Source organism: Streptococcus criceti HS-6, from assembly GCF_000187975.2.
Lineage (GTDB): Bacteria > Bacillota > Bacilli > Lactobacillales > Streptococcaceae > Streptococcus > Streptococcus criceti.
In genome coordinates, this window is sequence record NZ_AEUV02000002.1 from 1,999,262 (window position 1) to 2,012,889 (window position 13,628).

Genomic DNA, 13,628 nt, shown 5'->3' on the forward strand with positions numbered 1-13,628 from the left:
ATTATTGTTCTCCTTTAATCTCCAAAGTAAATGCCATCAGCATACTAAATAACAATATCAGTGCTAAGGTCAAAAAGGTTATTTTTTCCCCTAACAAGGTCAATAGCTGAACTCCTGCAAGCGGTCCAAAACTGGCACCTAAAAACAAAGTGAAGGTATAAAAAGAAACAGCGATTCCAGCTTGCTCCTGCCCAAATTTTCCCACTAAAATAATTAAAACGGGAACAATGATTGAAATTCCGGCTACAAATAAAAGGCTCATTACAATCAACACATTGAGATAGGGATAAACAGCAACAATAAAAAGAGATAGAAGCGAAGACAGCAAAGACAAGATGAGTACTCGTTTTATATCAAACATTTTGGCCAATTTATCCGCCAAGGGAGCAAACATCATACCGACAATCCCCAAAGCCCTTATCCTGAAAACCATAGTCTTACTCAAATGAAGTATATGAACTGAATAGTTTTCTAAAACGGTGTAAAAAGCTACAAAGACAAACAATAACGTGAGTGCAATCAGATAAAGTTTAGCTAAGTTCTTTTTTCTTAATACCTTCCAATACTGGTGCAAAAGTTGAGAAAAATGAATTCCTTGATTTTGTTTAGAAACGGGCGCAGCATAGGTAAATAAGATAAGAGCCGTTAACAAATAAATCATTCCAAATATATAGAAGACTGCTTGCCAATTCAGTAACTGGCTAATATAAGCACTGACAATTTGGCCTACAATCGCTGAAATCAAAAAGCTAGCACTGACGAGGCCTACGACTGTCCCCTTAAAGCCTTTTGAAAATTTCTCAGAAATATAGATAACAGCAACGGGAGCAAAACTAGATGCAGCTATTCCTTGAATCATCCGTCCCACAATTAACCAAGACAGCTGGTTTCCAAAGGGAATGATAACAGTAACGACTGACAATAAAATCAAGCCTCCAACCATCATTCTTTTTCTGCCAAATTGGTTAGATAAAACTCCAACTAAAAGACAACTAAAAGCATAAGCAAAGGAAAAGCTTGTTCCTAACAAGGCTGTTTGTTCTGAACTGGCATGAAACTGCTGATTAAAAACAGACATTAAAGGAATCGTTATATAATTACTGGCGACAACTACAAGACCACACCAAAATAGTAACGTTGCTAAAATCACTTCGTTTCTGTTGACTCGATTTTTTCTCATGTCAAGCTCCTTTTTGCAATAAATAAACAATTATTGTATTTAATCTACAACAATTGTAGATTAAATGTTTTTGATAGTCAAGAAAAATTGTCCTTTAACTCTCAATATTGTAAAATAGAGCTATCAGAAAAACTTATATAGACTAAAAAGGGCTTGTTTTATGGAGAAAAGAAACGAAGATTACTCAGCATTATTGGATGTGGAACTCTTAAAAAAATTAGTTGTCGGTATCGGTGAAGTTTCTCGAATCACTGGTATTCCTATTCGAAAAATCCGCTATTGGGAGGAAAAAGGAATTATCCAATCTCAGAAGGATAAGGAAGGGACAACCAGACGTTATGATTATATGAACATCAAAAAAATACTTTTAATCCAAGAAATGTTAGAAGAGGGATTTACTTTAGAAGCCTCTGTTAAAAAAGTTGAAAAACGTCTGTTAACTCTGAATGACATGTTCAAAAACTTATCAAATCATTTAGAAGATAAGTCATCAAATTCTGAAGAAAAATAAAAAAAACAGCCTAATGGACTGTTCAAAACATGGACAAAACTTATTTTAAAAACTCTGGAATGATAGATAATATTGACTACTCTTAGAATTGTTGATTGCTCAGCATTCTAAGAGTTTTTATCTTACAAATAAAAAAGTTGAAGAAATAACCATTTTCTTCAACCTAAACAGCTCACTGAACTGTTTCTTATTTACGGATTTCCTTGATACGCGCAGCCTTACCTTGAAGAGCACGAAGGTAGTACAATTTAGCACGACGCACTTTACCGTGACGAATGACTTCAATCTTTTCAACACGCGGTGTGTGAACTGGGAAAGTACGTTCAACACCGATACCGCTTGAAATCTTACGAACAGTGTACATTTCTGAGATACCTTGACCTTTACGTGAGATAACCACACCTTCAAAAATCTGAACACGTTCACGGTTACCTTCGACAACCTTAGCGTGAACACGAACAGTGTCACCAGGGCGGAAGTCAGGAATGTCAGTACGCAGTTGATTTTCAGTCAAACTTTGGATTAATGGATTCATTTATTGTTCTCCTATCTTACTAATCTTAGGTGCCTGTCCCAGCGGATTAGCCGTATTTTCGTGTGTCCATTGCACACATAGAAACATTTTACACTATGATTAGCGTTTTTGCAAGGCATAAATCGTATGTTTATGACTAAAGAGAAAAGCAGCTATTACCACGATGACAAAGTAGGGCGTATTGGCAAAGCCAAAGACCTCACCGCCCAGTAAAATTGGAGCTAGGAGGGTATTGGTAGCTGAACCAAAGACACTGACATAACCTAGTCCCGCTGCGAGGGCCACTGGAAGATTAAAGAGGCCTGCTAAAACTGCTCCGAGACTGGCTCCTACTGCAAACAACGGTGTCACTTCTCCTCCTTGAAAACCAGCTGCAAGGGTCAGGACTGTCAGGACTAATTTAAGGCACCAGTCCCAAGGATAAATCTTACCACCTAGGAGACTGTCTGAAATCAAATTAGTCCCCAATCCCGTATAGCGTCCTTGCCCAAGCAAAAAAAGCAAGACTGTCAGACAGAGACTGATGGCAGCAATCCGCCAATAGGGATTTTTGAAAAAAGCATAGGCTTGTTTCTTGGTCCAAACCAGGCTGGCCGCAAAGAGGTTACCCACAAGGCCGAAGCAGAGACCCAAAAGAAGCAATTTCCCAATGACAACTGGACTCAAGTCCAGATGAGCAGAGACTGGTACTGCAAATTTTTCCAAGCCCAGAGCATAGGAAGTCTGACTGGCTACTAAAGAAGCAATTAAGACTGGTAAAAGTGCTGAAAAAGCTAATTCTCCGACTACTAGCACTTCAAGAGCAAAAAAGGTTGCGGCTAAGGGAATTTGAAAAAGACCAGCAAAACCAGCTGCCATCCCTGTCACTAAGAAAATACGAGAGTTATTTTCCAGCGGAATGCGTTTGCCAAACCAATGCGAGACTGTTGCCCCAATCTGCACAGCTACACCTTCTCGTCCGGCACTTCCTCCAAAAAGATGTGTCAGCCAAGTTGCTACCATAATCAAAGGAATTAAGACTTTAGGAATGCTGTCCCTTTCATCGTGACCTACTTCAAAGACCAATCCCATCCCCTTACCAGCTTCGTCGCCGAATCGCTGATAGAGCCAAACGCTGAGCAGCCCAGCAAGAGCAAGGAAGGGTAAGGTCCAGACTAAATGGTTATCACGAAAATCGCTGACAAGGATCAGAACACGACCGAAGACCATATCAATAACACCGATTACTAGACCAATGATGGTGGCTGTGGCAACTAGTAAAGAATTATTTTTTAGTGATGTTAACACGAATTTCCTCCATGACCAAAATTTGAGGCAATTTCTCAACAGTCGAAAACTTGATTGAGAGAGTACAATCTGAGTTCAGACTAGCTCAATTCTTGAGCTTGATAGGCCCGCGATTCTTTCATAATATCCGTAAAGGTTGCGCGGATAAAGGGCTCAAGACCCTTGTTTTGGACTAGGCCAGCTACCTTGTCTAAGATAGCTTCTTCACGCGCCTGATCATAGATAGGTTGTCCTGTTTCCTTCTTATAGGCTGCGACCTGGCTGACCAAATTCATTCGCTTTTCAATCAAGGTTACCAATTCCTTATCAATTTTGTCGATATTTTGTCGAATGACTTCTAAATCCATCTTATCCTCCTTAGCAGAAAAACCTTCCTCAATAGAAAAGGTATCTATGTTTTAAATAAATAAATTATAACAAAAAGAGCCCTGTAAAGTAAAACTAGGCTCTTCGCTTATTTATGTAAGCCCTTGCTAGAAGGTAGACCAAGAGGGCTAGAACCAGGAGGATGAAGACTCGCTTGATATTTCTCTTGAGAATGGCATCTCCACCAAAGGCATATAAACAAGAAGTGGGAAAGACCCCGACTAACACACACGGCCACCATTTTTTCAGAGGAAAGTCCAACTCGATGACTAAATAATTAACCAAAAGAGTAGGAAAGATAGGCACCATGTAGCCAAGACTAATAGCGAGATAGGGATTGTCAATTTTCTTCAAGAAGTCTAGCTTTTCAGAAAAGCTTTTCTCTCGTTCTATGATAGTAATTTTAGATAGAATTTTTAAGGCTAGAAAATTTCCTAGGCTGTTAGCTATTAGATTCATCAGTAGCCCCAGCCACGGTCCAAAAACGACCCCATTGAAAACTGCAAGTACAGCATTGGACAGGAAAGGAACAGCTGACCCCAGTGCCGTCAGCAGAATTAAAACACAAAAATTAACCGCATTAGCTGACGAGAATTGACGGCCAAGGGAAAGAACCTGCTGCTCAAGATTAAAGAAAGCGCTGAGATTATCTCGATAACGGTAAAGGAAGAAAGACAGATAAAATAGCCCGATAACCAGACCCAAAAGGGCAATGAGGCGTCGTAGACTCCGCCCTCTTAAATTTATTTTCTTCAATGACATAGGCTTATTATAGGGGATTGATAGCCGAAATTCAAGTAAGCTAGGGGCTGGGAAAAGTATCCCAGACTTCTATTTTTGCAGTAATAACAGTTTGACGCAGAGTGGTTGGGAGTAAAACTAGTAAGACTTGTTGGCTAAGCCAAGAAGTCTTACCCCTGTACAGTTTCATTAGGTGCTTTAGCACCAATGAACCACTGCTGATTGGCTTTCTGTAGCCGGAGCTTCTTAGTTTTTAAGCGTCCATCTTAAACAGTCCACTGGACTGTTTAACTACCATACAAGGGATAGCTTCCAACCACTGCGCCAAGAGTTTATTTCAAAACAGGGATAATGGACGAGTTTTTGCCCTTCCCCTTTGCATTAGTAAGAAAAATCAGCAAGACACTCTATGCCATAATCTAGCAAGACTTTAAATATCAACTTAGATGCTTCCGCTACCCAACTGATCCTTCCATACTCATATTGATGAGGGTGTTAAGTTCGACGGCGTATTCCATCGGAAGTTCCTTGGTAATTGGATCCATAAAGCCATTGATAATCATGGCTGTGGCATCTTCTTCACTGATGCCTCGACTCATCAGATAATAGAGTTGTTCCTCAGAAACTTTGGAAACTTTAGCTTCGTGTTCCAAAGCCACATCTGAGTTATGAATTTCATTGAAAGGAATAGTATCTGAGCTTGATTCCTCATCCATGAGAATGGTGTCGCACTCGATATGAGACTTAGAGCCCTTACTATTTGCAGCAAAGCGGACCGTTCCGCGATAGTCAGTTCGACCGCCATCCTTAGCAACTGATTTAGAAATCAGGGTACTGGAAGTGTTCGGAGCGTTGTGATAAACCTTACAACCAGCATCTAGGTGTTGGCCGTAGTTGGCAAAAGCCATGGACAGAACGGAACAACGGGCATGGGGCCCATTGAGAAGGGAACAAGGGTATTTCATATTAACCTTACTACCAAGATTGCCATCAATCCACTCCAGCGTACCGTTTTCTTCAACGATTCCCCGCTCGGTTACCAGATTATAAACATTATCCGACCAGTTCTGCATGGTCGTATAGCGGAAGGAAGCATCGCGCTTAACAACGATTTCTACGCTGGCAGCATGCAGACTGTTAGTCGTATATGACGGTGCTGTGCAGCCTTCGATATATTGGATAGAAGCTCCTTCGTCAACAATCATGAGGGAACGTTCAAACTGACCAGCATTTTCACTGTTGATTCGGAAATAGGTCTGCACCGGCATCGGACACTGAACCCCCTTTGGCACATAGATAAAGGTGCCACCTGACCAAACTGCACCATTGAGAGCCGCAAATTTATGCTCGGCATTGGAAATGACCGTACCGAAGTATTCTTTGAAGAGCTCTGGATACTGCTGCAAAGCTGTATCAGTGTCAGTAAAGACAATACCCAGCTTTTCAAACTCTTCCTTCATATTGTGGTAGACCACTTCAGATTCATACTGGGCAGCGGCACCCGACAGGTACTGCTTTTCAGCCTCAGGAATCCCTAAACGATCAAAGGTTTCCTTAATTTTATCAGGTACCTCTTCCCAAGAACGTGAACGGTCCTTGGACAGTTTTTGATAGTAGATAATATCATCAAAATTGATACCTGATAGGTCAGGGCCCCACTCAGGCATAGGAAGCTGATGAAAAAGCTCTAAGGACTTGAGCCGATAGGCCAGCATCCAGTCTGGCTCATTTTTAACTCGGGAAATTTCTCGAACGACTTCCTCGGTCAAGCCCTTACCTGTCGAAACTAGGGCGCTGACATCGTCGTGGAAGCCAAAAGCGTAATCTCTATTCTTAGCCATATTTCCTCCATCTATTCTGGAAAGGCTGGCGTAAAATCACCAGCTGCATTAATTTTTAAATTTGGTAGTTTCACCTCGTAGTTGATTTGTGATGATAGGCTGCATGCTTTAGCATTTAGCCTGTCACCAGCCAGCGAAAGCAATCGCTGAATTCTTTACTGGGTAAAACCCTCTGAAGGGCTATTGAAACGTTCACAAGCAACGGCGCAGAGGTGAGCTTAATCAACGGCTCTGTCCTATTGATTGCGTCTCATCCCCTAAAAATCTACACTAGACCCTAAAGGGTCTTTTTCATTATAACCTCTTTGCAAGGAATTTTCACGAAAAAGGAACCGACAATTTCTGCCGATTCCTCTACTACTATTTACACTCCTTGAAAATCACAATGATACGTCATTGACTTCAGCTTGTTCGACTTTTGAGAGAAGCCCGGCTTTATCCATTTTCGAAAACTCAAAAAGTTTCCCAAAGCTTTTGTCCTGTATGCCCTCCGCTGTCTGATTTTCTTTGAGTATTAGCCTAATTTTGCTGACATTTCTTGAGCAAAGGCTTCGAGATTTTCAATATCTTCGTCTTCTGCTGCTAGATCAACCTTGACAGAATTGGCGCCCTTGGTAGCGCCTGTCAAAGCAAATTGATCTTCAAATTCATCAACAGATTTACAAAAGTAATCGTAGAAGGTATCCCCTGAACCGACCACACCAAAGATCTTGCCACTTAGATCAACATCAGCTAAATCTTCGTAGAAATCAACAATCTCATCAGGAAGATCACCGTCTCCATAAGTATAGGTAGCAACAATAGCCATATCAGCATCTTCAAAGTCAGCGGCATCGACAGTGGTACACTCATCTACATCAACGGTATGTCCCAATTCCTCTAACTTCTCTGCCACGATATCTGCAATTTCTTCAGTATTGCCTGTCATACTTGCATAAACAATTTTAGCTAAAGCCATAGTTTCCTCCAAATAATCATTGAGATGATTATAGCACATTAGAGAACTTTTTAGTAGACGCAAATCTTATAAGTAAGGCTGATAGGCTTCTTCTAGCTTTTTAGATAAATACTCTTTCTCCTCTTGATTAATAAAGGCAGCTGAGATTGCATTTTGATTGAAGGTTAGAAAATCAGCAGAGCTGGTTGCAAAGTAACGGTTAAAAAGCTCATACTCTTTGGTTAAATTAGTGTCAGAAACCGTCCGATTGTCGGTATTAATAGTAATCTTAGCACCTGCTTTGAGGAGCTCCTGATAAGGATAATCAACTAAACTAGGAACAGCCTTGGTTTGGAGATTACTGGTCAGGCAGAGCTCAGCCGTTGCTCCCTTTCCAACAAATTCAGTGATAATCTCTGGGTGATGGGTAATAGCTGCCGCATGGCCCATTCGCTTGATACCCAGTTCTAAGGTTTGGACAATATGATGGGGACAGCCACACTCACCAGCGTGTAGGGTCAGGGGATAGCCCAGTTCTTGAACTTTTTTGATGAGCTTTTCGATTTTGGCAGGCGGAAAGGCATGCTCATCTCCAGCAAAATCAAAACCAGCTAAGCCTTGGGGAGCTAAGTCTGCAACTTCTGATAGAATTTCCCAAGTCAACTCAGGATTCGATTGCCGCATGCCACAAACTATAGTCTTACTGACAATGCCAAACTCTTCATGAGCCCGCTGCAGGCCTGCTAGGACAGCCTTGACTGTTTGACTGGCTGTCAAGCCTTGATCCATGGATAATTCAGGAGCAAAACGAATTTCACTATAAATGACATTTTCTTCAGCCTGCTGACGAGCCACGTCGTAGGCTGCCAACTCCAGAGCCTCTTGAGTTTGTAGGAGCGGACGGATAACATCAAATGTCTTCAGATAATCCATTAGATTTTGGCAATGTTCCGGAGCAGTCACTAAACTCCTTAGCTCCTGGTCAGATTCTGGAATGTCAATCTCGGCCAGCTGGGCTAACTGACGAATGGCTGATAAGGAGAGTGAACCATCCAAATGACAATGAAGTTCTGTTTTTGCTAGCTGCTGATACATATTGTTTCCTTTCTCCAAGAATTTTTACTATCTTAACATAAAATTGAGGAATTTCAAGTGACTGGATTAGCCGAGCCAGTCCTGCTGCGCCAATTTTTTGTATTCTTTTTTTATTTCTGTTAGGATAAAGCCAAATAAAAAAATGGAGGCTATGACTATGTCAGAATATCAATTACCAGAAGTTTGGGAAAATCCAGCTAACCTTGGTGGAGCTTGGGGCTCCATCAATCAGCCGACAGCAGGTGCCCGCTTTGAACAGCATCTGCCAAAGGGAGAACAGCCTTTTCAGCTCTATTCTCTGGGGACACCTAATGGTATCAAGGCTACTATTATGTTTGAGGAATTAAAAGAGTTAGGTGTTAAAGAAGCAGGCTATGATCTCTTCAAAATTGCTATCGGTGATGGTGACCAGTTTGGCTCTGATTTTGTCGCTATCAATCCTAACTCAAAAATTCCTGCCCTTTTAGACTTATCTGGAGAAAGCCCTGTACGCGTCTTTGAATCTGCCAACATCCTGCTCTACCTTGCAGAAAAGTTTGATCAGCTGATCCCCAAAGATCCGGTTGGGCGTAACGAAGTTCTCAATTGGCTCTTCTGGCAGACAGGCGCAGCGCCCTTCCTCGGTGGCGGTTTTGGACATTTCTTCCACTACGCGCCTGAAAAAATCGAATATGCCATCAATCGTTTTGCCATGGAAGCTAAGCGCCAACTGGACCTGCTCGATAAAGAATTAGCCAAGAAACCTTATATTGCAGGAGACACCTATAGCATTGCTGATATCGCCATTTGGTCTTGGTACGGCCGTCTGGCCCAAGACAAGATTTGGGACAAGGCTGGTATCTTTCTTAATGTCCAAGAATACAAGAACCTACAAGCTTGGACTGAGAAAATTGCTCAACGTCCAGCTGTTCAACGTGGGATTGGAGCTGAGTATAAGAAAATAAAATAAAATGATTTTAAAAGGTGCTGGGCTTATTTAGCTATGGCACCTAATTTTTTGCTTAACAACCAATCAGATACAGAGATTACCTCTTTAAGCGGATTAACCAAATCCAAGTTAGAAATTGGTTGTCTATCTAATCCAAAAGCTCACAACTTTCTATACCTTCCTTTTCCCAAAAACTCAATAATACTTTGGTCACGTAATATTTGCAATTGTTGTCGAATTTTTTCTTTAATATAGTGATTGTCCGGATACTTTTGTTTAAACTCTGCTTCGAAAGTATATATGTCTTTCAGCGTAAATTCATTATCAGAAATTTTATCTAAACATTTTAGCATTTCTAATAACCACCCTCTCTTATCAATAGATTGATGGCGTAAAAACAATGTTTTCTGAAATTTTTCTTGAACTAAATCAGGATTTATCACTCTTCCATTACTGACTAAAAAAATTTTTCCCCTTTCTGATATTTTACTCATATCAATAGTACAACCGACCCATCCAGCTCGTTTAGCATTTGGAGATAAAGGCTTACGCTTTATAATTATTTCAGGAGTGAAAAAATGCTTAGGTATGACGATGAAATTGCTAACAGTCATTTCTTTGGTGTGATTTAAGAAGAAAAAATTAGGATTATTATTTGACTTAATCCTGGCTATCATCGTTTGATAAGCTCCATCTACAATAGTTGATGAAAACTTTCCATTTTTGCTTTTAAGCTCGAATTCCTCCGCACAAGAAGGGCACCAAAAGTCTGCAACTGGTCGGTTATTTTCAAATTCATGTATTGGGGCATAACCGCAATTGGGACAGTAACTATTACGGGCCACCCAAGTTTCAGTCAGCACTCTGGCCCTTTGGGACTTATTTTTATAAGCATTTGCTACACTTAAATTAAATGATAAATTCATTCATCTGCTTCTTTCTACTTTTTATACTCAAGCTAAACACATCGGAAAAAGAGGCATGTCAGTTGGAACTTTGCTTTCTTTCTGCAATGTCGTTACATTTGAAGAGGATGAGACAAAAGTTCTCAGCCTTATTTATTTGCTAGGCGCAGTGGTTGATTGGATATCCTTATCCTTTGCTATGCATGTGATAGCTGCTATCCTAACTAACTGTGCGGAGGTGGAACAACGAAATCAAATTCTTTGAATTATCGATTTTTGTCCCACTCTCTCATTTGTGTGGTGTTAAGCGGCAACTCCTATCAGTTCGTGACAGTATTAGGCTAATCGCTGTTCGTAGTACTCTTCTTTTCTAATTTCTTTGACATTTTATATTTTACCAAATATATCAAATTCATTTTAACCATATATAGATTCTTTTTTACTATTTTTCAAGCAATGGAAGTATTCCGTGCTATAATAGCATAAAAAGCATTTAAGGAAGAAGATTATGACTTTCAACCAGATTCTGGAAAAAATTAAAACTTACGATACGATTATTATTCACCGTCATCAAAGGCCTGACCCTGATGCCTTAGGCAGTCAGTTGGGGCTGCGGGAAATTTTACGCTATAACTTTCCTGATAAAACTGTGCTGGCGACAGGCAGTGATGAACCGAGTTTAGGCTGGCTGAGCAAGATGGATTCTGTTGCTGACAGCGCCTACCAAGGTGCTTTAGTTATCGTAACAGATACTGCCAATACGCCCCGCATTGATGATGAGCGTTTTGAGCGTGGGGATTGTCTGATTAAAATTGACCACCATCCTAATGAGGACCCTTATGGTGACCTACTCTATGTCAATACTCAAGCTTCTTCAGCCAGCGAAATCATCACTGATTTTGCCCAAAAAACTGGTCTTGAGCTAACTAGCGAGGCTGCTCGCCTCCTCTATGCTGGTATTGTTGGCGATACCGGTCGCTTCCTCTACGATGCAACCAGCCCTAAGACTTTGAGAATTGCAGCTGATTTGCGAGAATTTGATTTTGATTTTGCGGCTATTTCTCGTCAAATGGATAGTTTCCCCTTCAAAATTGCTAAACTGCAGGGCTATGTCTTCGACCATTTGGACATTGATGAAAATGGGGCTGCCCGTCTGCTCCTAACTCGTCAGGTTCTGGAGGAGTTTGACGTCAGTGATGCTGAAAGCTCAGCCATTGTCAGCACGCCAGGCAAGATTGACCTTGTACAATCTTGGGCTATCTTCGTTGAGCAGCCTGAGGGCTACTACCGAGTTCGTCTCCGCAGTAAAAAGGTCGTTATCAATGAAATTGCTAAACGACATGATGGCGGTGGCCACCCTCTTGCCAGTGGAGCTAATTCTTACAGCCTAGAAGAAAACGAGCAAATTTACCGAGAGATTACAGAGGCTGTTGCCCATGCTAACACTAACTAATCGGCAAGTTTATTTAATGGGGACAACTATTGATATCTCTATTTACCACGCAAATCCAGAACCTATTTTGGATGAAGCCGAAGAACTCCTTTATCTTTATAACCATCGCTTTTCTGCTAATGATGATTCGTCTGAATTAATGGCTATTAATCGGTCGGCAGGTACTGAGGCTGTCGTAGTCCATCCTCAGCTTTTTGAACTGATTGCTCTGGGAAAAAAGCACAGTCTGGCCCCTAGCAGTCATCTTAATATTGCCATCGGTCCACTGATTCAAACCTGGCGAATTGGTTTTGACGATGCTAAGGTTCCCAGTCAAGAGGAAATAACAGCCAAGTTAGCTCTGATTGATCCTAGAAAAATTATTCTGGATGAGAAAAATTCCTCTGTCTTTCTAGCCAAGGCTGGCATGAAAATTGACCTAGGAGCTTTGGCCAAGGGCTATATTGCCGACCGAATTATGGAATTTTTGAAAAAACAAGGTGTCCCTGCTGGCCTCATCAATCTAGGGGGCAATGTCTTAACATTCGGACCTGCCTATCATAATCCAGATCAAAACTGGCGTATCGGTATTCAAAATCCCGGCCTTCCTCGAGGGAATCACTTAGCCATTCTTTCCGTCCGCGACCAATCAGTGGTCACTTCAGGCATTTACGAGCGTACTTTTACCTACCAAGGAAAAACTTACCACCATATCTTTGACAGTCAGACTGGCTATCCTGTCGATTGCCAGACAGTCAGTCTAACCATTGTTTCCAAGCTATCGGTTGACGGGGAAATCTGGACTACTCGTCTCTTTGGTAAATCCCCATCAGAAATTTTGACAGAAGTCATCCGAGTACCAGATTTAGCTGCTATAGTCGTGACCAATGAAAACCAGATCTTCCCTAGCTCTAACCTGCCAATCTTGAAAAGCTAATTCAAATATTTTTTAAGAACTTGTATTCACATTTTTTTGACAGTTAGCCTTATGCGGTAGGGACGCAAGCGACCTCCTAACGGAGTTCCATTGCTCATTTTCAAGCCTAGGGTCTTGAAAATCCCCTCGACGATTGACTTAAATAGAGGCAATCGTCTTTTTACCACGGCGGCAACTGTCTGTTTTGAGCGACCTTATGGTCGCTTTTCCCAGCTGACGCTAAGAATTTAAAGTTGTGAATACAGTTTCTTAGCGCTTTCAAAAGAGGTTCTTTTTTGCTACAATAACATTGCATTCAAAAGGAGGTCACATTATGAAAATTATCGGAATTGTTGGAACAAATTCTAAGAAATCTACTAACCGGCAGCTGTTACAATATATTCAAAAACATTTTACTGACAAGGCAGACATCGAGTTGGTTGAAATTAAGGACTTACCTCTCTTTAATAAACCTGCGGATCGCATACTACCTGAAACCGTTAGACAGCTGGCTGCTAAAATTGAAGCCGCAGACGGGGTGATTATTGGAACACCCGAATATGATCACTCTGTCCCTGCGGTTCTGATGAATGCCCTGGCATGGCTCTCCTATGGTATCTATCCCATGCTTAACAAACCAGTCATGATTACAGGAGCTTCCTATGGGACCCTGGGTTCTTCTCGTGCCCAGCTCCAATTGCGACAAATTCTCAATGCCCCAGAACTCAAAGCCAATGTTCTCCCTGATGAATTTCTTTTATCTCATTCCTTACAAGCCTTTGATCCTAAAGGGGAGCTCAATGACATTGAAACCAGTCAAAAATTGGATGCTATTTTCGATGACTTCCGAATTTTTGTAAAAATGACAGAAAAGATGTCTCATGCCAAAGAACTCTTGAAAAAAGAGGCTGAAAACTTTAACTGGGAAACGTTGAATTAAAGGGGAGGATAAAA

14 protein-coding genes are annotated in these 13,628 nt (G+C 41.2%); 5 read left to right on the forward strand and 9 right to left on the reverse strand.

The window, feature by feature from the left end; translation table 11 throughout:
- Position 1: 1 nt before the first annotated feature.
- Complete coding sequence (locus tag STRCR_RS09310; RefSeq protein ID WP_004227895.1) at positions 2 to 1,180, reverse strand: MFS transporter; 1,179 nt, start codon at positions 1,178 to 1,180, stop codon at positions 2 to 4.
- Positions 1,181 to 1,340: 160 nt separating this feature from the next.
- Here STRCR_RS09310 and STRCR_RS09315 point away from each other — a divergent pair, with 160 nt between their 5' ends.
- The gene (locus STRCR_RS09315; protein WP_004229175.1) at positions 1,341 to 1,691 is read left to right on the forward strand and encodes a MerR family transcriptional regulator; all 351 of its coding nucleotides are present in this window, start codon (positions 1,341 to 1,343) and stop codon (positions 1,689 to 1,691) included.
- A gap of 187 nt (positions 1,692 to 1,878) precedes the next feature.
- Here STRCR_RS09315 and rplS read toward each other — a convergent pair whose 3' ends face one another.
- The 7 genes from rplS to add all read right to left on the reverse strand — a co-directional run bounded on the left by rplS (position 1,879) and on the right by add (position 8,493).
- Positions 1,879 to 2,226 (reverse strand): 50S ribosomal protein L19, encoded by a 348-nt coding sequence (gene rplS / locus STRCR_RS09320; protein WP_004225403.1) that lies wholly within the window; start codon positions 2,224 to 2,226, stop codon positions 1,879 to 1,881.
- A 99-nt stretch (positions 2,227 to 2,325) separates the two neighbouring features.
- The gene (locus tag STRCR_RS09325) at positions 2,326 to 3,513 is read right to left on the reverse strand and encodes a chloride channel protein (RefSeq protein ID WP_004226469.1); all 1,188 of its coding nucleotides are present in this window, start codon (positions 3,511 to 3,513) and stop codon (positions 2,326 to 2,328) included.
- An 80-nt stretch (positions 3,514 to 3,593) separates the two neighbouring features.
- A complete protein-coding gene (locus STRCR_RS09330) occupies positions 3,594 to 3,860 on the reverse strand; it encodes a chorismate mutase (protein ID WP_004226829.1) in 267 nt (88 codons plus the stop codon).
- Positions 3,861 to 3,954: 94 nt separating this feature from the next.
- A complete protein-coding gene (locus tag STRCR_RS09335) occupies positions 3,955 to 4,641 on the reverse strand; it encodes a VTT domain-containing protein (protein ID WP_004229851.1) in 687 nt (228 codons plus the stop codon).
- A 434-nt stretch (positions 4,642 to 5,075) separates the two neighbouring features.
- Positions 5,076 to 6,461 (reverse strand): Fe-S cluster assembly protein SufB, encoded by a 1,386-nt coding sequence (sufB, locus tag STRCR_RS09340; protein ID WP_004225789.1) that lies wholly within the window; start codon positions 6,459 to 6,461, stop codon positions 5,076 to 5,078.
- 514 nt (positions 6,462 to 6,975) lie between these two features.
- Positions 6,976 to 7,419 carry a flavodoxin gene (locus STRCR_RS09345; protein ID WP_004227763.1) on the reverse strand — a complete coding sequence of 148 codons (444 nt, stop codon included), beginning with the start codon at positions 7,417 to 7,419 and terminating at the stop codon, positions 6,976 to 6,978.
- A 66-nt stretch (positions 7,420 to 7,485) separates the two neighbouring features.
- On the reverse strand, positions 7,486 to 8,493 hold the full coding sequence (gene add, locus STRCR_RS09350) for an adenosine deaminase (RefSeq protein WP_004229239.1): 1,008 nt from the start codon (positions 8,491 to 8,493) through the stop codon (positions 7,486 to 7,488).
- A gap of 157 nt (positions 8,494 to 8,650) precedes the next feature.
- On the opposite strand from add, the gene yghU reads away from it, so the two are divergent.
- Positions 8,651 to 9,442: a glutathione-dependent disulfide-bond oxidoreductase gene (gene yghU, locus STRCR_RS09355; RefSeq protein ID WP_004225840.1), complete on the forward strand. Its 792-nt coding sequence runs from the start codon at positions 8,651 to 8,653 to the stop codon at positions 9,440 to 9,442.
- A 140-nt stretch (positions 9,443 to 9,582) separates the two neighbouring features.
- On the opposite strand, the gene STRCR_RS09360 is transcribed toward yghU, so the two are convergent.
- Positions 9,583 to 10,347: a DpnI domain-containing protein gene (locus STRCR_RS09360; RefSeq protein WP_004225764.1), complete on the reverse strand. Its 765-nt coding sequence runs from the start codon at positions 10,345 to 10,347 to the stop codon at positions 9,583 to 9,585.
- Between the two features lie 487 nt (positions 10,348 to 10,834).
- Between STRCR_RS09360 and STRCR_RS09370 the strand changes: the two genes are divergently transcribed.
- From STRCR_RS09370 to STRCR_RS09380, 3 genes are all read left to right on the forward strand, one after another.
- Positions 10,835 to 11,779, forward strand: coding sequence for a DHH family phosphoesterase (locus tag STRCR_RS09370; RefSeq protein ID WP_004227893.1), 945 nt, complete (start codon positions 10,835 to 10,837; stop codon positions 11,777 to 11,779).
- A complete protein-coding gene (locus STRCR_RS09375; RefSeq protein ID WP_004226584.1) occupies positions 11,763 to 12,695 on the forward strand; it encodes an FAD:protein FMN transferase in 933 nt (310 codons plus the stop codon). The genes STRCR_RS09370 and STRCR_RS09375 overlap by 17 nt, the downstream gene beginning before the upstream one ends.
- 313 nt (positions 12,696 to 13,008) lie before the next feature.
- On the forward strand, positions 13,009 to 13,614 hold the full coding sequence (locus STRCR_RS09380; protein WP_004227097.1) for an NADPH-dependent FMN reductase: 606 nt from the start codon (positions 13,009 to 13,011) through the stop codon (positions 13,612 to 13,614).
- Positions 13,615 to 13,628: the final 14 nt, after the last annotated feature.

Bases quoted from the DNA above. Each gene is read 5' to 3' on its own strand.
- STRCR_RS09330 (WP_004226829.1), bottom strand. From the start codon at position 3,860: ATGGATTTAGAAGTCATTCGACAAAATATCGACAAAATTGATAAGGAA.
- STRCR_RS09360 (WP_004225764.1), bottom strand. From the start codon at position 10,347: ATGAATTTATCATTTAATTTAAGTGTAGCAAATGCTTATAAAAATAAG.
- STRCR_RS09310 (WP_004227895.1), bottom strand. From the start codon at position 1,180: ATGAGAAAAAATCGAGTCAACAGAAACGAAGTGATTTTAGCAACGTTA.
- STRCR_RS09375 (WP_004226584.1), top strand. From the start codon at position 11,763: ATGCTAACACTAACTAATCGGCAAGTTTATTTAATGGGGACAACTATT.
- add (WP_004229239.1), bottom strand. From the start codon at position 8,493: ATGTATCAGCAGCTAGCAAAAACAGAACTTCATTGTCATTTGGATGGT.
- STRCR_RS09315 (WP_004229175.1), top strand. From the start codon at position 1,341: ATGGAGAAAAGAAACGAAGATTACTCAGCATTATTGGATGTGGAACTC.
- sufB (WP_004225789.1), bottom strand. From the start codon at position 6,461: ATGGCTAAGAATAGAGATTACGCTTTTGGCTTCCACGACGATGTCAGC.
- STRCR_RS09345 (WP_004227763.1), bottom strand. From the start codon at position 7,419: ATGGCTTTAGCTAAAATTGTTTATGCAAGTATGACAGGCAATACTGAA.
- rplS (WP_004225403.1), bottom strand. From the start codon at position 2,226: ATGAATCCATTAATCCAAAGTTTGACTGAAAATCAACTGCGTACTGAC.
- STRCR_RS09380 (WP_004227097.1), top strand. From the start codon at position 13,009: ATGAAAATTATCGGAATTGTTGGAACAAATTCTAAGAAATCTACTAAC.
- STRCR_RS09335 (WP_004229851.1), bottom strand. From the start codon at position 4,641: ATGTCATTGAAGAAAATAAATTTAAGAGGGCGGAGTCTACGACGCCTC.
- STRCR_RS09370 (WP_004227893.1), top strand. From the start codon at position 10,835: ATGACTTTCAACCAGATTCTGGAAAAAATTAAAACTTACGATACGATT.
- yghU (WP_004225840.1), top strand. From the start codon at position 8,651: ATGTCAGAATATCAATTACCAGAAGTTTGGGAAAATCCAGCTAACCTT.